The organism is Priestia sp. ST2 (assembly GCF_055810735.1).
The window spans coordinates 437,926-456,319 of record NZ_JBVVNT010000003.1 but is presented as its reverse complement, the minus strand read 5'-3'; the positions used below and the strand labels follow the sequence as shown (position 1 = coordinate 456,319).

Below are 18,394 nucleotides of genomic sequence, written 5' to 3'. Positions count from 1 at the left end.
AAGGGTTAATATGCCTATGGTAGTATTTCATAAGTACAAACTAGTTCATATAGCTTATTTGGAGGAGAAGGAGGAAATAAAAAATGATTGATCTTCACTGTCATATTTTGCACGGTATTGACGACGGTGCTAAAACCATAGAAGACAGCTTACAACTGGCAAAGCAAGCAGTAAGTGAAGGGATTCATACAATCGTTGCAACTCCTCACCACCAAAATGGCCAATACATAAATGAAAAAAATGAAATTATACAGCGAGTGGAACGATTGAACATTCATCTGCATCAAGAAAATATCCCTCTTACGATATTACCAGGCCAAGAGTCTCGTATATATGGAGAAATTATCAAAGACTATCAAAACGGTAAAATACTCACTTTAAATCAAACAGGAAAATATCTGTTTATAGAACTGCCATCCGGCCAAGTGCCGAAATTCACAGAAAAATTAGTTTACGATATCCAATCGGAAGGGTTAACGCCTATTATTGTTCATCCTGAGCGAAACAGCCGGCTTATAGAAAATCCAGATATTTTGTACAGCCTGGTGAACAAAGGAGTTCTCACTCAAGTTACAGCATCCAGCTTAACAGGAAGATTCGGCAAAAAAATTAAGAAATTTTCTATGGATTTAATCCAAGCAAACTTAACTCATATGATTGCTTCTGATGCACACAATCTGTCAGGAAGAAACTTCTACATGCAAGAAGCAAGCGAATTGATTTCATCTGAATACGGAATTGACACGTTATATATGTTTCATGAAAATGCAGAAGCTGTTATAAAAGGCTACGTTTGTTTTCAAGATACGCCCCAGCAAGTGAAGAAGAAAAAGTTTTTAGGGATTTTTTAAAAGACAGAATTCCTGACAACTTTCTTCTTTTTTTAGTAAGTATGGATTAATATTCAATAAAAGTCACAAATATTAAAAAATGGTGATATCTCCTAACCACTATCAAAGGAGATACTCGGCTGTACTGTGGGTGCTCAAACACCTTAGACACGACTGTTGTCAAGAGTATGGTGTGAGGACGGGTTAGATGCCCAACATTTAATTGTGTAAATACTTATGAAAGAGCTGTATATGTACAGCGTTTCCATAAGTATTTACATCTCGTACATACCTAAATCAGTAAATAAAAAGAGAGAATGAGGGATGATGAATTGATGAAAAAAGTAAAAAAAGCAATTATTCCAGCAGCAGGACTTGGAACACGCTTCCTGCCAGCTACAAAAGCAATGCCAAAAGAAATGCTTCCGATTGTTGATAAGCCAACGATTCAATATATAGTTGAAGAAGCGATTGCTTCAGGAATTGAAGATATTATTATCGTAACAGGTAAAGGCAAACGAGCAATTGAAGATCATTTCGACTTCGCACCTGAGCTGGAAAATAATCTAGTTTCGAAAGAAAAGTTCGATATTTTAGAAAAAGTACAGCAATCATCGAACGTAGAAATTCATTACATTCGTCAAAAAGAACCAAAAGGGTTAGGGCATGCGGTATGGTGTGCACGTAAGTTTATTGGAGACGAACCTTTTGCTGTCTTACTTGGTGATGACATTGTACAAGCCGAAACACCATGTCTTCGTCAGTTGATGAATGAATATGAACAAACGTTATCTTCAGTAATTGGAGTGCAAACAGTACCTGATAACCAAACGCATCGCTATGGTATTATTGATCCAGTTTCAAACGACGGCCGCCGTCATCAAGTGAATACGTTTGTCGAAAAACCTGCAGCGGGTACGGCTCCTTCAAATCTAGCAATCATGGGACGTTACGTATTTACACCTGAAATCTTTAAGTTTTTAGAAGAGCAAGAAGTAGGAGCCGGCGGTGAAATTCAATTAACCGATGCCATTCAAAAGTTGAACGAAATCCAGCGTGTATTTGCTTATGATTTTGAAGGCAAGCGTTACGATGTTGGAGAAAAGCTAGGGTTTATTGAAACGACAATTGAATTTGCACTGCAGCACCCAGAGTTAAAAGAAAGTTTACTAGAGATTATGGATAATCTAGTAAAAAAAGAAGCGGATAATAAAGTAACTGTTGAGTGATTAGAAGGGGTGAATGAAGTTGCCAGTGATTGCTGAACCAAAAACAGAAGCTGCTGTCCAAGCACCCCCAGCAGAGAAAAAAGTAAATCCTAACAATAAAAAAGGATACCTTTTTTCGAAAAGATGTATCGATATAATCGGAGCATTGGCAGGACTGCTTGTACTATTAATTATTTTTATTGTGATTGGTCTATTAATTAAAATAGAAGATCCAAAAGGTTCGATTTTCTTTTCACAAAAGCGTGTAGGTAAAAATGGCAAAGAATTTAACATGTACAAGTTTCGTTCCATGGTATCAGATGCAGAAGCCAAGCTAGCAGAACTGCTTCAACAAAATGAAGCAACGGGCGCCATGTTTAAAATGAAAAACGACCCGCGCGTGACGAAAATTGGACGTTTTATTCGTAAAACAAGTATTGATGAACTTCCTCAGTTATTAAACGTGTTAAAAGGTGATATGAGTCTAGTGGGGCCACGGCCACCGCTTGTAAGAGAAGTGAATGAATATACCGAATATCAAAAACAGCGGCTGCTTGTGACGCCCGGCTGTACAGGATTATGGCAAGTAAGCGGAAGAAGCAACGTTGGTTTTGAAGAAATGGTTGAATTAGATTTAACGTATATGACAACACGGTCTTTGATGACTGATATAACTATTATTTGTCGAACGGTTCTTTTACTGTTTGGTTCAAAAAATGCTTATTAACCAAAGGAAAGCTGGTGTCTTAAAATGAACAAAAATTCGAAAATTTATGTAGCTGGCCACAGAGGACTTGTCGGTTCAGCTATCGTACGAAAACTACAAGAAAAAGGCTATAGCAATCTAGTATATCGCAAGAGCGCTGAGTTAGATCTAAGAGATAAGGCGCAAGTAGATGCATTTTTTGCTGAAGAAAAGCCAGAATTTGTTTTCCTAGCAGCAGCTAAAGTAGGCGGTATTGTGGCAAACAATGAATATCCAGCAGAGTTTATTCACGATAACTTATTGATTCAATCAAATATTATTGATGCAGCATACCGCAATGGTGTAGAGAAACTATTATTCCTAGGAAGTACATGTATCTACCCAAAATTGGCGCCTCAGCCATTAAAAGAAGAATACTTACTAACAGGGGCGCTTGAACCAACAAATGAACCTTATGCGATTGCTAAAATTGCTGGTATTAAAATGTGTGAATCGTATAACCGCCAGTACGGAACAAAATACATTTCAGCAATGCCTACTAACCTTTACGGGCCAAACGATAACTTTGACCTTCATACATCACATGTTCTTCCTGCGCTGCTTCGTAAGTTCCATGAAGCGAAAGAAAGCAATGCGCCGTTTGTTGAAATGTGGGGAACAGGCACACCGAAACGTGAATTCCTTTATTCAGATGATTTAGCAGATGCGTGCGTGTTCTTAATAAATACATACGAAGGCAATGAAATCGTCAATATCGGTGTAGGGGAAGATATTACGATTAAAGAGCTTGGCGAAAAAGTAAAAGCAGTTGTCGGTTATGAAGGAGACATTCAATTTGATACGTCAAAACCAGATGGAACGCCTCGTAAATTAGTAGACGTAACGAAGCTGAACGGTCTTGGCTGGAAAGCAGAAACAGCTTTAGAGGACGGTCTTCAAAAAGCGTATCAATGGTTTTTAGATAACGAACTAGCTGCAGCAAAATAAGTAGAAACTTTGCATTAAACTAAATAATAAAATAACAGTTGATATATATGGAGGATACGATGAAAACAGCATTAATTACAGGTGTAACAGGACAAGACGGATCATATTTAGCAGAATTCTTACTAGAAAAAGGTTACGAAGTGCACGGACTAATCCGCCGCAGCTCTTCTTATAATCAAGAGCGTCTAGAAGATCTTTTAACAGAAGAAGCAGCGAGCGCATTATTAAATAATTCAAACTTCCACCTTCACTACGGTGACGTAACGGATGCACTAAACGTTACTCGTATTATCGGTGACATTGATCCAGATGAAATTTACAACCTAGCTGCACAGTCGCATGTACGCGTGTCTTTTGATATGCCTGGATATACATTAGATGTTGACGCAAAAGGTACGTTAAATATTCTTGAAGCTGTACGTATTTTAGGATTAACGGATAAAACGCGCGTGTATCAAGCTTCTACATCTGAGCTGTACGGTAAAGTGCAAGAAGTGCCGCAAAAAGAAACAACGCCTTTCTATCCACGTTCTCCATACGGCGTAGCGAAAATTTACGGCTTTTGGATTACAAAGAACTACCGTGAATCTTATAACATGTTTGCAGTAAACGGGATTTTATTTAACCATGAATCAGAGCGCCGCGGTGAAACGTTTGTAACGCGTAAAATTACGCTTGCTGCTTCACGTATCGCACAAGGTAAACAACAAAAATTAACGCTAGGAAACTTAGATTCCTTACGTGACTGGGGTTACGCAAAAGACTATGTAGAATGCATGTGGCTAATTCTTCAGCATGACAAGCCTGAAGATTTCGTTATTGCAACAGGTGAAATGCATTCAGTACGGGAATTTGTACAGCTTGCATTCAAACACACGGGTATTGAAATTGAGTGGAGCGGTGAAGGCTTAGAAGAAAAAGGAACAAATAAAGCAACGGGTGAAGTGATTGTAGAAATCGATCCTAAGTTCTTCCGTCCTGCAGAAGTTGATCAATTGTTAGGTGATCCGACTAAAGCAAAAACGCTATTAAACTGGAATCCAACGAAGACTTCGTTTGAAGAGCTGGTTCGTATTATGGTTGAAGCGGATATGAAGAAGGTTGAAAGTGAAGAGAAGATTAAGGTAATGTTTGATTGATTTTTTAGTTGGAATTAATAATTAATTAAATTTAATATATGGCTGTTAAAAGGAGCTAGCTTCTTTCTATTTTAATGTACTCATTATATAAAAATAGGAGAGAAGCGCTCTTTTTGACATTTTGGAATATCGTGATAAAAAGCTAGAGAAATTGAAGATAGTTTATAAATAATATATAGAGGCTAGTAAAGTGGGTTCTTTGTTAAGGCAAGTAAGTGTAGCCTCAGGCAGATAGGAAAGAGATATTCTATGATTGAAAAGGTGAAAACCAATAAGAAAAGACTATTAATATACGCGCATTATTATATTCCAGATGTAGCTTCGACTGGTCAAATCCTAAGAGAGTTAGCAGAAGGAATGATTGATGAATTTGATATAACGATAGTCTGTGTAGTTCCATCTTATACAGGAAAAGTTGCTGACGAATATAAAAAGAAAATGTTTTACAAAGAGGAAATTAACGGTGTAAAGGTTATTCGTATTCGTGTACCGGAATTTTCTAAGAGCAATAAAATAAGCAGAATTAAAAATATTCTCTCATATTTTATTGGAGCTATGATTGCTACTTTTAAAGTTGGAAAAATGGACTATGTATACTCTATTTCTCAACCACCTATTCTTGGGGGGTTACTTGGTGTTTGGGGTAAATGGATGAAGCGAGCTAGATATATTTATAATATTCAAGACTTTAACCCAGAACAGACAATGGCTGTTGGATATAGTAAAAACAAGCTGATTTTAAAAGCTATGATGTACTTTGATAAATTCAGTTGTAGACAAGCTGATAAGGTAATTGTTGTTGGGCGCGATATGATTGAAACATTAAAAGGTAGATTTAAAGGGAGAAAAGTACCTAACCATACGTTTATCAACAATTGGATTGATGAGAAAGAAATTTATCCTTTACCAGCAAATCATGAAAAAGTAGTAGCCTTTAAAAAGAAGTATGGCTTACAAGATAAGTTTATTATTATGTATTCAGGTAACTTAGGACTTTATTATGATCTTGAAAACTTGATGAATGTTATAGAAAAATTTAAGGCTAGAGAAGATGTAGTTTTTGCCTTTGTAGGAGAAGGGACTATTCGCGAGATCTTAGTTCAATATAAAGAGAAACATAATCTTCAAAATGTCCGATTTATTCCCTATCAAGATAAAGCAGATTTAATTTATAGCTTAAATGCTGGCGATGTGCATTGGTGCTTAAATGCTAAGGGAATTAAGGGTGTATCTGTACCCAGTAAGCTATATGGGATTATTGCTGCTGGAAAACCAATACTAGGTGCGTTAGAAGAAGGGTCAGAGGCAAGATTAATTATTGAAGAAACGCACTGTGGATATGTGACTGAACCTGGCAATTATAAAATGATTGAGACATTAATTCACAAATATCTTGATAGTAAAGAAACTGATATTATAAGTGATATGAGTCAAAGCGGAAGGGCTTATTTGAGTAAGAATTTAACTAAAAATGTCTCTATAAATAAGTATGCTAAAGAAATTAAGTCTTGCTAATAGATTTGAACAGTTAGAAAGGGAACCTAGAAGGATGAATAGTAATTGGTTTAAGTTATTACTGAAATTAATGAAAATTAAATATGGTAAAGGTTTGTTATTAAAAGGTATGCCTGTGATTTTCAATCAATCACAGGCAAAGTTAACTATTGGAGAGAATGTTACTATTAAATCTTCAGTTCTTTCAAATTTAGTAGGGCTATACCAACGCACTATTATTGTCACTAGAACGCCAGATGCAGAAATTCATATTGGTGATAATGTCGGCATATCAGGCGCTACAATTTATGCAAGAAAATCGATTATTATAGGTGAAAATACCAATATTGGTGGTAATTCTAAGATTTTAGATAACGATTTTCATCCAATTGAAATTGAAGCCAGAAATGCTGATATAAAAGAAAAGATTGGTACAAAACCAATTGTAATAGGTAAGAACTGCTTCATCGGTTGTAATGCTTTGATTCTAAAAGGTACCGTACTTGGAGATGGTTGCGTTGTAGGAGCCGGAGCAGTTGTTAGCGGAAAGTTCGAAGATAATAGTGTAATTGCAGGTAACCCCGCTAAAGTTATTAAAAAATTATAGTGGAAACTTACTAAGCTAGAGATATAATTGTAAATACATGTTTAGAAAGGAAACTTTATGGTAGACCTTACAGTAGTAATTTTGACAAAAAATGAAGAACAGAATTTAAGAAAGTGTATAGAATCTTTTCAGGGGATTGCCAAACGTTTTGTCGTTGTTGATAGTTTTAGTACAGATAATACTGAAAAACTTTGTATTGAATTAGATAAGGAGCTTCAACAAAGTGGGGGGAAGTTGGATTTCTATCAAAACGAATGGAGTAATCACGCCGGACAATTTAATTGGGGAATAGAGAACACTGATATTAATACTGAGTGGTCTATGAGAATGGACGCAGATGAAGAACTGACAGAAGAATTAGTTGATGAAATTGCTAGTAAATTACCAACGCTAAAATCTGATATTAACGGAGTGGTTCTTCGTAGACGTGTTTATTTTATGGGACGTTGGATCAAGCACGGTGGTAGGTACCCAGAAAAATTGCTGCGTATTTTTCGAACGGGAAAAGCATTATGCGAACAAAAAATTATGGATGAACATTTAATATTATTAGAAGGGAATATTACAGAATTTAATTATGATTTTATGGATAAAAATACAAAACATTTAGAGTGGTGGACCAATAAGCATAACTGGTACAGTAACCTTGAAGTTCTTGATTATCAAATGACAGTTCAGTCTAATTCACAAAAATTGAAAAAAACGGAAAAAGGTGAGTCCGTTAAACAAGCAAAGAGAAAGCGTTTGGTTAAAAATATAGGTTATTATAGGTTTCCGAAATTCTTTAGAGCACATATTTATTTTATTTACCGGTATTATATTAAGTTAGGTTTTCTTGATGGACCAGAAGGTAAAATATTTCATTTCCTTCAAGCTTACTGGTATCGATTTTTAGTTGATGCAAAGATGTATGAATGCGAGAAATTTAATAAAAAAATGAATAAGCAAGATGATTTGAAAGCGTAAAAAGGGAGACTAGTAATGAAAAAAAAGATATTGATATTGAATGGGCAATATCTTCCTGGATATAAAGGTGGAGGCCCTATTCAATCATGTGCAAATATGGTTGAAAATCTAGCTAATGAATTCGACTTTTATGTATTAACTGCTGACCGGGACTTCAAAGCAGACCACCCATATAAAGATATAAATATTAATAAATGGAATGAAGTAGGGTCAGCAAAAGTTTTTTATATGAGTCCTGATACGCAAACGCTCAGAGGTTTTAAGAAAATTTTGAATGAAACTGAATTTGATATTTTATATCTTAACGGATTTTTTTCTCCGATTTTTACAATTAAGCCTTTGCTTTTAAGGAAACTGGGTGGATTAAAGGTAAAAGAAAATCAAGTTATTATCACACCACGAGGAGACTTTACTGGTGGTTTAGAAAACAAAAAGATAAAAAAATATACATATATTCTTTTATGTAAATTAATTGGTCTGTATACCCGATTAATATGGCACGCTACAAGTGAATTAGAAGAAAAGGATATTAAATTAAAATTCAAAAATGCAAATACCTTTGTTATTCCTAATTTACCTGCAAAGTATATACCAAGGCGAGATTCTTTAAATAAAAAACCTGGAGAACTTCGTATAGTCTTTGTGTCTAGAATCTTTCCTAAGAAAAATTTAAAATATGCTTTAGAAATATTGAAACAAATAAACACAGGTAAGGTTATTTTTGATATTTATGGACCAATGGAAGATAAAACATATTGGGATGAATGTAAAACAGTAATCAACGAAATGCCTAGTAATATCACAGTTACATATAAGGGAGAAGTATTGCATTCAGAAATTAATCGTGTGTTTGAACAATATCATGCTTTTTTCTTTCCTACTCTGGGTGAGAACTATGGTCATGTTATCGTAGAATCCATGATGAACAACTGCTTGTGTATTCTTAGTAAGAATGTAACACCATGGGATGATTATGAAGGAAATGGAGGATTTGTAGAAAGTTTGTCTGATAAAGATGCATTTATCAAAGTGATACAGAAACTTATAGAGATTGATAATATTGAATTTGAAGATCTAGTAAGAAAAAATGAAAACTACGTACAAAGAAAGATAAACTCTAATAAGGAGTGTCAAGCATACGCCTCCCGCTTAAATAATTTAAAAAATTAGTAAAGGGCAAAAGATATTGTGTGAATTCTTGTTAGGATGTTGCTAAAACTAGTACTAAAATCTATTTTAGTATTAGTTATTGAATTTTATAGGAGACCGAATTATTAATGAAATCATCTAATTTTATTCGGAATTTATTTTATGCGTTTGGCGCCCAACTTATATCTATGGTACTAAGTGCCTTAATGTCGTTAGTAGTACCTAAACTTTTAGGAATAGAAGATTTCAGTTTCTGGCAGTTATTTATATTTTATTGTGGATATTCGGGTTTTTTACATTTTGGATTAGTTGATGGAATTTATCTCAAGTATGGGGGGAAGAGATATGATACCTTAGATTTTTCCCTAATTGGATCACAGTTCATTCTTACTCTAATACTTCAGTTGTCTATTGGAGTAGGGGTTGTGATCGCAGCCAGAGAGTATGGACTTGAATTTCAAAGGTTATACGTTGTATATGCTACGTTAGTATATATGGTTATATATAATGCGAGTGCATTCTTAGGCTATATCTTTCAAGCCGTTAACCAAACCAGTAAATATTCCATATCAGTTATGATTGATAGGCTATTTTTTATTTTAATCGTTTTTACTGCTTTATTTAAACAACACTCAGATTTCTATTTTTTTGTTAACTTTTATATTGTCAGTAAGGCTATTGCTTTGTTCTATTGTATGTATTGTGGAAAAGATATAATATTAGCAAAGAAAAAAATCAATAAATATATATTAAAAGATATGCTTAATAGCATTTCTATAGGATCTAAGTTGTTAATAGCTAACATTGCAAGCTCTTTGATATTAGGAATAGGAAGAATATTTATAGATGATGTCTGGGGCATTAAAGCATTTGGAAAGCTCTCGTTTGCATTGTCTTTAACTGTTTTTTTTCTTCAATTCATTAGCCAAGTAAGCATGGTATTATTTCCAGCATTGCGTCAAACTGAGAGAGCACAGTTAAGGGACTTGTATATTAATATAAGAAGTGGATTAAGCATTTTTCTCCCAGTTATATTTGTTTTATACATTCCTATAAAGACAATTCTAGAAATATGGCTTCCCGAATATAAAGTAAGTTTAGAATATATGGCTATTCTCTTACCAATATGCGTATTAGATGGAAAAATGCAGATGGTATGTAATACCTATTTTAAAGTTTTAAGAAAAGAAAATTTATTATTATTCATTAACATTGTAACTGCTCTAGTTAGTATTTTGCTCTGTGCTATAGGAGCATATCTTTTAGAAAATATAAATGCAATTATTATATTTATGGTCTTATCTATCGCATTGAGAAGCATTTTTTCAGAAATATATCTTGCTTACCTAATGAAAGTTAATATTACTAGGCAATTAATATTAGAATTTATTATTTTAATAGTATTTATTACATCTATTTGGTTGTTTGAAGGTATATTAACAATTTGTATATTAATTATTTCATATTTTCTTTATTTGATTCTAAACAAAAAGTTTGTAAGGCAAATGATATATAGGGTAAAAGTAATGTTAAAATTTAGGAATGATAAACGCTAAGTTCGAGATAAGACTTAAAAAGAACCTATTTTTTTGAGAAAATCGTAAATATTAAGGATATGATGTTATGAGAAATACAAAAATATTACACATAATACCAGGATATGGTGGAGGTATATCATCATATGTTAAGAATTTAATTAGTGGAATTTCTGGAAAAGATATTCAAATGGATGTCCTAGCATTTTCAGATTATGATCAAAGTTTCAAAGAGATAGTAAGCTTAAGTGGGGGAAGCACCTTTACTATCCCTAGTATTCATTCTGGCTTTTTTCGAATGTTTAAAGCATACAAAATAATACTGAGAGAAAACCAGTACGATGCAGTTCACTGTCATATATCAGGATACAAAGGGCTGTTCTTCATGACACTGGCAAAAGCTTACCGTATACCTAGAATTTTTGTTCACGCACATAGAACTAGTGATGAAAGAAAGAAACGCTTTTACCGTTTACAAGTTAAACTTTCCCAACTCATGACCACTTGTCTAGCTACCAACTATTTTACTTGTAGTCATATGGCAGCTGAATTTATCTTTGGAAAAAATATAGGTAATTCTGATCAAGTTATGAAAATGCCTAACAGTATAGATGTGCATAAATTTGTAAAAGATTTACCTCAGACCATTAAGGTGAAATATTTAGAGGAATTAAATATTGACAGTAATACATTAAAAATTGGAAACGTAGGTAGATTTAATTTACAAAAAAATCATAATTTCATGCTTGAAATAATTAAAGAGTTAAAAAAAAGAAAGATTAATTTCACGTGGATTTTTATAGGTGAAGGAGCCTTAGAGAAAGAAATAAAAAATAAAGTTAAGAATCTAAATTTAGAAGAATACGTGCGCTTTTTAGGAAGAAGAGAAGACGTAAGTAATTTATTTCATATTTTCGATGTATTTGTCTTACCATCTTTATTTGAGGGATTACCTACGGTTGCTATAGAGTCCCAGGCAACTGGCATCCCTACATTGTTAGCAGACACTATAACACCTGAAGTAGATATGGAAATGGGGTTAGTCAATTATCTCCCTATTCAAGATAACGTAGAGAAATGGGTAGATTGTATACTAAATTATAAGTGCGTCGTTATACCTAGTAATGAAGAAAGAATAAAAAGCTTAGAGAAGAATGGATTTACATTAAACCGATTAGGTGATCGGTATGAAAAGATCATTTTGAGCAATCGATAGTTTTTCTATTCATTAGCAATACAGCTAATTGTTTAATTTTTTTGGGGTGATGATTTGATAAATAATATACTTTATTACATAAAGGCAGATTTATATCGATATGCAGGAGAAATTTCTCTGAAAAAATTCTTTAAGCATTATTATATAAGTGAGGGGTTTAGATTTTCTATATGGTTAAGAATTTGTTACTTTCTTAGAAAAAGAAGGATTACAAAGTATACGTTATTCCCTTTTGCCGTTTTAATGTATAGACATTATAAATATAAATTTGGATACGATGTTCCTTACGCAGTAGAAATAGGCCCTGGTTTGTTATTGTTTCATATAAATGGAATTGTTTTCAGTCCTAAAGTGGCAGGCAAGAATGTAACTCTGTCTCAATGTACTACGGTTGGTATGACCATTAAAAATGGGAAAAAAGAATATCCAGTAATTGGTGATAATGTCTATCTTGCACCTGGCTCGAAAGTAATAGGCGGTATAACTATAGGAAACAATGTTGCTGTTGGTACAAATAGTGTATTAAATAAGTCAGTTGGAAATAATGCCGTAGTAGTTGGAATTCCAGGTAATGTCGTTTCATATAAAGGTGCCGGATTATATGTAAATAACCCCATAGGATAGAGGTAAGTGTAAAGGATAGATCTACTTAAAATGAAAAACCCTTATATTAAAAAAGGAAGTTGAAAGGAGCAGGCAAATGAATATATCAGTTAAAAAGCTGAATATTCTATTATGGGGTATTGCTGTACTGTTATTTAGTTATGCTATAGTATTTAATGATTTATCTGGAATCTCAGAAGGATGGGAGTGGCGATGCGCTCTAGTAGCTACAATTAATATAGCATATTATATTTATATATGGAGAACGATGAATTTTCGTTGGATGTCTCCTAAATTTTTTGTGTTATTTAGCCTAATAATGTTTCATATTTCTTCGGTCATAGTAATTGGTTATGATTGGAGATTTTATGGAATTAAATATACCACAAATGAAATGTTATATCGTTATGGAAATTATTGGGGTTTCTGGGGTACTATATATGCATTATTATTTGTATTTGTATATGTTATAGGCATAGTTTGCTTTTCTAATGTCGAAAATCGAAATTCTATATCTGGAGTTACGGCAGCATGTACGGATCAAACTCTTAGAGTTTGTAGAAGAATAGGTTTGTTTATGTTTTTCATAGCTGTATTTCCACAGCTATATCATGATATTACTCAAATATTCGTTAAAAATAAAGTTGGTTATGAAGGAATGTTTGAAGTAGACATTACGTTTTATGGTATACCGTTGGGATGGTTTACAAAATTATTCTTACCTTCCATATTATTAATTTTAAGTAGCTATAGAAACGATAAAAAAAAGTTTACAATTATTTTCTTAATAACAATATTTTATTTTTTAATATTTATGTTTTTAACAGGGAGAAAAGGTAATACTATTCAAACGATCGTGCCTTTAGTGTTTTTATATTGTATCTTTTTTAAGACAAAGCTTAGGATTAGTTATGTTATACTAGCATATTTTGGAGCGTTCTTTGTGACTGTAGTTACAAACATTCGGAAGATGACAATAGATGGTTCCTTTTTTGAAAAATTAAAAGAAATTATTAGTGAGTCAGAACCAATTAAAGGTTTATGTCTAGAGATGGGTGGAACGGTCAAAGCAATTATCCAAGCCCTCATGGCTATACCCGCAACGGGAAATTTTCAATATGGGCGAACTTATATTGCTTCATTTGTATACTCGATTTTAAGTGGTCTGAAGCTACCTGTGGATAGTTTAGAAAAATATGCGTTGTTTAACGTCTTTTTGGAGCAGCCTGAGCGAGGGCAATATATAAACTCTACTGTATATGCTATGGGAGGGTCTGCAGTTGCAGAATGGTATTGGAATTTCGGTTGGTATGGGATTCCATTAGTTTTATTATTTTCTTTCTGTATTGTAAAGTTCGAAAGCTATTTATTATCTTTATACAATAGACCAGTAGGATTTGCCGTTGCAACTTCGTTTCTTTACTATTTAATGAGATATACAAGAGGATATTTTAATGAAATTATATGGCAACCCATTTATATAATTGTATTCGTTTGGATAATATATAAAGTTTTTATTAAGACAAACACTAAATCTGTAGATATAAAGCTTAAGGCAAATAATTACTCTTAATATATTGATTAAATAAGTTTATAAATATTATTTCTTTTAAATTGCTATACAGTAGATAGAAATTTTAATATCTATTTATTAATAGAAGAGAAGTTATCTTCAGCTACCAGTATTTACTTTTCTCGTTATTTTCAGAGCACAGATTATTGCTCTGAAAATTCAACTAAATCTTAGTATTTCTTTATTAAAGAATAAACAATAGTAAAAAGTGTTGCACAAGAGAAATTAAATTTACAAATGATTAACTTGAAGTATAACTCATATAACATATCTTCGTTTATAGCTTATAATTATTGTAAATAGCCAAATAACATCTATTTGTAAATAATAAAAATGGAAAAGTTACCCCTTTAGCATCTGGTACGCATTAATTATTTAGAAAATGGATTTGCTAATTTTTAGTAAAGGTGGAGAGGGAATGAAGATTACAGTAGCAGGAACAGGGTACGTTGGCTTAGTAACTGGAGTATGCCTTGCAGAATATGGACATACTGTTACTTGTATAGACATAGATGATAAAAAGGTAGCGTTAATGAAAGCCGGAGTTTCTCCTATTTATGAACCGGGTCTTGAGGAACTAATGAATAATAATATGGAACGTTTGCATTTTACAACAGATTATCAGTTAGGTTATAAAGATGCAGACGTTATTTTTATAGGTGTTGGAACTCCAGAAAAGTCTGATGGCTCAGCAAATTTGAATTACGTGTATGGTGTAGCGGAGCAAATTGCTGCTAGCATTGAAAAAGACTGTGTAGTAGTAGTTAAATCAACTGTACCAATTGGTACGAATGATAAAATTGAAAGTTTAATTAAATCTCAGTTAAAACATGACGTGAATGTATATATTGCTTCGAATCCAGAGTTTTTATCTCAGGGAACGGCTGTAAAAGATACGTTGCATACTTCTCGAATTGTAATTGGAGTAGAAGAAGAGGTTGCTGGTGAAAGATTAAAAGAGGTATACAGAAATTTTAATGCTCCAATTTTAGTAACCAATAGAAAAAGTGCTGAGATGATTAAGTATGCATCAAATGATTTTTTAGCATTAAAGATCTCATTTATTAATGAGATTGCAAATCTTTGCGAGATTATTGGAGCAGACATTGAAGATGTGGCGCGTGGTATGGGATATGACAGTCGTATTGGAAACAAATTTTTAAATGCAGGAATTGGTTATGGTGGATCTTGTTTTCCAAAAGACACCAAAGCATTACACTGGCTGGCGAACTTCCATGATTACGAGTTAAAAACGGTAAAAGCTGCGATTGATGTAAATGAAAATCAAAAGCTTAAGCTCATCAAAAAATCTCGCAAGTATTTTGATAGTTTAAAAGGATTAAATGTAGCTGTGCTTGGTTTAACTTTCAAACCCGGAACGGATGATTTACGAGAAGCGCCTACGCTTGTAAATATTCCGCTTATGTTAGAAGATGGAGCGAATGTTAAGGCTTGGGATCCGATTGGTATTGATAATTTTAAGAAAGTACATCCGGAAGATATGACATACTGTTATTCGATTGAAGAAACGTTGAAAGATGCAGATGTTTGCTTTATCTTTACAGAGTGGGATCAAGTAAAGCACTTTGATTTAGCAAATTACAGCAAATTAATGAAAAATCCAATTGTCATTGATGGTAGAAACTGCTACGACATGGAAAGCGTAAAAAAGGCGAACATGGTATATGATTCTATTGGAAGAGAGACGATTCATAATCTAGAAGTTTCAGTAATTTAATGATGTAAGTCTGAAATGAATTTAATTTAAAATAAACTACAAGCCAGAGCTGCAAAGAAGCAGGTCTTTTTTTATTGGGGGAAAATGAATGAAACTCGTATTGTTATCAGGTGGATCAGGTAAGCGTCTATGGCCGTTATCGAACGATACGCGTTCGAAGCAATTTTTAAAAGTATTAGAAGGACGAGAAGGACAGAAAGAGTCAATGGTTCAACGCGTTTGGCATCAAATTGAAGCGGTTGGGTTAAATGAGTCCACGGTTATCGCTACTTCTAAGCTTCAGCGTGACATGATCAGAAGCCAGGTTGGAACGGATATTCCGTTAATTATCGAACCTGAACGCCGCGATACGTTCCCGGCGATTGCTTTAGCTGCTTCTTATCTTCATTGTGAAGAGCAAGCATCTGAAGATGAAACTGTTGTGGTGCTACCGGTTGATCCGTACGTTGAAGACGGATTTTTTGAGCGGGTTAAAGATTTAGAAAGTGTGCTTCGTAATTCAAAAGCTGATTTAGCTTTAATGGGTGTGACACCTACGTATCCTTCATCTAAATACGGATACATCGTGCCGGAAGGAAGCGTAGAAGAGAATAATTATTTTACAGTAGATCGTTTTACCGAAAAGCCGAGTGAAGAAGCAGCGGTTGGTTTAATTAATCAGCGTGCGCTATGGAACTGCGGCGTTTTTGCATTTCGTTTAGGCTATTTGCTTCAAATTTTACAAGAAAAAAATCTACCTCTTTCCTTTGAAAAACTGCACAGTGAATATGCTGAGCTGCCAAAGATTAGTTTTGATTATGAAGTTGTGGAAAAGGCCAATCACATTGTGGCACTTCCGTATAGCGGCTACTGGAAAGATCTTGGTACTTGGAATACACTAACGGAAGAAATGGCAACATCTCAAATTGGAAAAGGTGTATTAACGAATGACTCAGATAACACGCATTTAGTGAATGAATTAGATATTCCAGTCACGGTCTTAGGCGTAAAAGATGTCGTTGTTGCAGCTAGTCCAGACGGGATTTTAGTGGCGGATAAGGCATCAAGCCCTAAGATTAAAGAAATTATTGGTGACTGGAACTATCCTCCTATGTATGAAGAACGCCTTTGGGGCTGGTCACGCGTATTAGATTATGCGAAGTATGATGAAGAAACTGAAATGGTTACAAAACGTATTCACATTTCTAAAGGTAAGAACTCGACGTATCACTATCACAATTTACGTGATGAAGTATGGACGATTGTACGTGGAGAAGGGGAGCTGGCGCTCGATGATTACATTCGCCGCGTAAAAGCAGGGGACATTGTTCACTTGCCGGCTGGTAAAAAGCATGGGATTCATGCGTTAACTGATCTTGAATTTATTGAAGTCCAAACGGGAAAAGTGATTTCAAATGAAGATACTATTCGTCTTGTGTATGATTGGAACGATGTAATTAAACAATTTCAATCGTCAAGGCCGCAGGTGATTTTATAAGAGATAGAAGCTTTGACTTTGTCTAAACTTCTATTTTTTATGATTATAGTAAGGAGGTGCTTCTGGTTGAAAACAATCGCCTATTATATTTCAGACTACGGATATGGTCACGCAACTAGAAGCACGGCCATTATTCGTGAATTATTAAAGCGAAATGAAAACGTGAAGATTATTATTTGCCATTCGTTTGCGCTTAGTTTTTTACAGCAATCTTTTAAACATGAACCTCGTATTGCGTTTCGAAAAGTGGTAACAGACGTGGGTTATGTTTTACAAGAAAATTCATTAGAGCCAGATGCAAAACTATTAAGTAACAATGTTTCTTCTTATGCCTCTGAATTCTCTACGAAGCTGGATCAAGAAATACAATTTATGAAAGAAAAGAACATTTCTTTTGTAATTTCTGATATTTCTCCACTAGGAATTTCAAGTGCTGCTGCTTTGAATATCCCTTCTCTCGGCCTATCGAACTTCACGTGGTATACGGCGTACCAAGGGCTGATTGAAGAACAGTTGCTGTCATTTCTACATAAGCAGTACAAGCAAATGACGTATTATTTTTCTCTTGCATGCAGTAATGAGCCTCACTGGGGTATCGAAGAAAATCAAAGTTTTGGTTTTTATTCGAGATATATAGATAATCACGAAGTGCAGCGCATCCGTAAAGAAATTGACCCTGCAGGTGAAAGTCACATTATCTATTTTGGTTTGGGTATGAAAGTCAATATTGGAACGCTGTCAGAACTTGCGATTTGGCGAAGTCCAAACTGCAAGTTTATCGTTTCATCGAATGTTAATGTTAATTATCCTAATGTTTATCATATTCCAACGAATGCAGTGGAAACACAGTACTATGTAGCAGCAGCTGATCTTGTTTTGACAAAAGCAGGCTGGGGAACGGTTAGTGAAGCGGTTTGTGCGGGCGTGCCGCTGTTAATTACAAATCGCAGCAGCATGAAAGAAGACCGTCACACAATTGATTATTTAGTTCGTCATCAGCTGTGCGACATAATAGAGTGGAAGGAGTTAGAAAGTTTAGTAGTGACTCCTTCGCTCATTGAGTCATGCAGACAGCAGAACATTAATCGTTATAACAATGAGGCGATACATATCGCTAAAGAAATAAATAAAAAAATAAAAAGTAAGTAAGGGGTTCATTCAAAACG

Annotated in this window: 16 protein-coding genes; all 16 read left to right on the top strand. The window is 34.1% G+C overall.

The window, feature by feature from the left end; translation table 11 throughout:
- Window positions 1-83: 83 nt before the first annotated feature.
- The 16 genes from AC0KUU_RS14755 to AC0KUU_RS14680 all read left to right on the top strand — a co-directional run bounded on the left by AC0KUU_RS14755 (window position 84) and on the right by AC0KUU_RS14680 (window position 18,377).
- Window positions 84-851 carry a tyrosine-protein phosphatase gene (locus AC0KUU_RS14755; protein ID WP_340597917.1) on the top strand — a complete coding sequence of 256 codons (768 nt, stop codon included), beginning with the start codon at window positions 84-86 and terminating at the stop codon, window positions 849-851.
- A 314-nt stretch (window positions 852-1,165) separates the two neighbouring features.
- Window positions 1,166-2,059 carry a UTP--glucose-1-phosphate uridylyltransferase GalU gene (galU, locus tag AC0KUU_RS14750; RefSeq protein WP_098278314.1) on the top strand — a complete coding sequence of 298 codons (894 nt, stop codon included), beginning with the start codon at window positions 1,166-1,168 and terminating at the stop codon, window positions 2,057-2,059.
- A gap of 13 nt (window positions 2,060-2,072) precedes the next feature.
- Window positions 2,073-2,765, top strand: coding sequence for a sugar transferase (locus tag AC0KUU_RS14745; protein WP_340597915.1), 693 nt, complete (start codon window positions 2,073-2,075; stop codon window positions 2,763-2,765).
- A gap of 24 nt (window positions 2,766-2,789) precedes the next feature.
- Window positions 2,790-3,731, top strand: coding sequence for a GDP-L-fucose synthase (fcl, locus tag AC0KUU_RS14740; RefSeq protein ID WP_340597913.1), 942 nt, complete (start codon window positions 2,790-2,792; stop codon window positions 3,729-3,731).
- Window positions 3,732-3,790: 59 nt separating this feature from the next.
- Window positions 3,791-4,870 carry a GDP-mannose 4,6-dehydratase gene (gmd, locus tag AC0KUU_RS14735; RefSeq protein WP_340597911.1) on the top strand — a complete coding sequence of 360 codons (1,080 nt, stop codon included), beginning with the start codon at window positions 3,791-3,793 and terminating at the stop codon, window positions 4,868-4,870.
- 249 nt (window positions 4,871-5,119) lie between these two features.
- Entirely contained in the window at window positions 5,120-6,385 is a 1,266-nt protein-coding gene (locus tag AC0KUU_RS14730; protein WP_340597909.1) for a glycosyltransferase family 4 protein, read from the top strand.
- Window positions 6,386-6,419: 34 nt separating this feature from the next.
- The gene (locus tag AC0KUU_RS14725; RefSeq protein WP_340597907.1) at window positions 6,420-6,971 is read left to right on the top strand and encodes an acyltransferase; all 552 of its coding nucleotides are present in this window, start codon (window positions 6,420-6,422) and stop codon (window positions 6,969-6,971) included.
- A 57-nt stretch (window positions 6,972-7,028) separates the two neighbouring features.
- A complete protein-coding gene (locus AC0KUU_RS14720) occupies window positions 7,029-7,937 on the top strand; it encodes a glycosyltransferase family 2 protein (RefSeq protein WP_340597905.1) in 909 nt (302 codons plus the stop codon).
- Between the two features lie 15 nt (window positions 7,938-7,952).
- Complete coding sequence (locus AC0KUU_RS14715) at window positions 7,953-9,107, top strand: glycosyltransferase family 4 protein (RefSeq protein ID WP_340597903.1); 1,155 nt, start codon at window positions 7,953-7,955, stop codon at window positions 9,105-9,107.
- Window positions 9,108-9,214: 107 nt separating this feature from the next.
- Entirely contained in the window at window positions 9,215-10,642 is a 1,428-nt protein-coding gene (locus AC0KUU_RS14710) for a lipopolysaccharide biosynthesis protein (RefSeq protein WP_340597901.1), read from the top strand.
- Between the two features lie 67 nt (window positions 10,643-10,709).
- Window positions 10,710-11,837 carry a glycosyltransferase gene (locus tag AC0KUU_RS14705; RefSeq protein ID WP_340597899.1) on the top strand — a complete coding sequence of 376 codons (1,128 nt, stop codon included), beginning with the start codon at window positions 10,710-10,712 and terminating at the stop codon, window positions 11,835-11,837.
- Between the two features lie 54 nt (window positions 11,838-11,891).
- Window positions 11,892-12,461, top strand: coding sequence for a serine O-acetyltransferase (locus AC0KUU_RS14700; protein ID WP_340597897.1), 570 nt, complete (start codon window positions 11,892-11,894; stop codon window positions 12,459-12,461).
- Window positions 12,462-12,537: 76 nt separating this feature from the next.
- Window positions 12,538-14,013, top strand: a complete 1,476-nt coding sequence (gene wzy / locus AC0KUU_RS14695) for an O-antigen polysaccharide polymerase Wzy (RefSeq protein WP_340597894.1) — start codon at window positions 12,538-12,540, stop codon at window positions 14,011-14,013.
- A gap of 418 nt (window positions 14,014-14,431) precedes the next feature.
- On the top strand, window positions 14,432-15,751 hold the full coding sequence (locus AC0KUU_RS14690) for a UDP-glucose dehydrogenase family protein (protein ID WP_340597892.1): 1,320 nt from the start codon (window positions 14,432-14,434) through the stop codon (window positions 15,749-15,751).
- Between the two features lie 88 nt (window positions 15,752-15,839).
- Window positions 15,840-17,228: a sugar phosphate nucleotidyltransferase gene (locus AC0KUU_RS14685; protein ID WP_340597889.1), complete on the top strand. Its 1,389-nt coding sequence runs from the start codon at window positions 15,840-15,842 to the stop codon at window positions 17,226-17,228.
- A 66-nt stretch (window positions 17,229-17,294) separates the two neighbouring features.
- Complete coding sequence (locus tag AC0KUU_RS14680) at window positions 17,295-18,377, top strand: glycosyltransferase family protein (RefSeq protein ID WP_340597887.1); 1,083 nt, start codon at window positions 17,295-17,297, stop codon at window positions 18,375-18,377.
- Window positions 18,378-18,394 lie beyond the last annotated feature (17 nt).